Raw genomic sequence first — 344 nt, forward strand, 5'->3', positions numbered from 1 at the left:
CTGTCGAGAAAACGCTGCACTTCAAGAAAGCTGCTGAAGCCTGTTCAGTATCTCAGTCAGCACTGAGCACCGCCTTAAGTGAATTAGAAAAGCAGTTGGATATTCAAATATTCGAACGAGACAATAAGAAGGTACTGATTACCCCCACCGGAAAGATGTTTCTGCAACGGGCACAAAGTATCAAACTGGAAGTCGACAGCCTTTATCAACTATCGCAAAACCAGAAAGCGCCTTTAAATCATCCGATGACGGTTGGTGTCATTCCAACAGTCGGGCCTTACTTACTTCCCAAAGTCTTACCTGCACTTCGCCAACAATACCCTGACTTCAAACTGACAATTATC

Annotated in this window: 1 protein-coding gene; it reads left to right on the forward strand. The window is 44.5% G+C overall.

The genetic code is table 11. The annotated features are described in order from the left end of the window. A partial coding sequence (locus A3757_RS05280; RefSeq protein WP_156506193.1) for a LysR family transcriptional regulator occupies positions 1 to 344 on the forward strand: 344 nt, incomplete at both ends.

The organism is Oleiphilus sp. HI0117 (assembly GCF_001635235.1).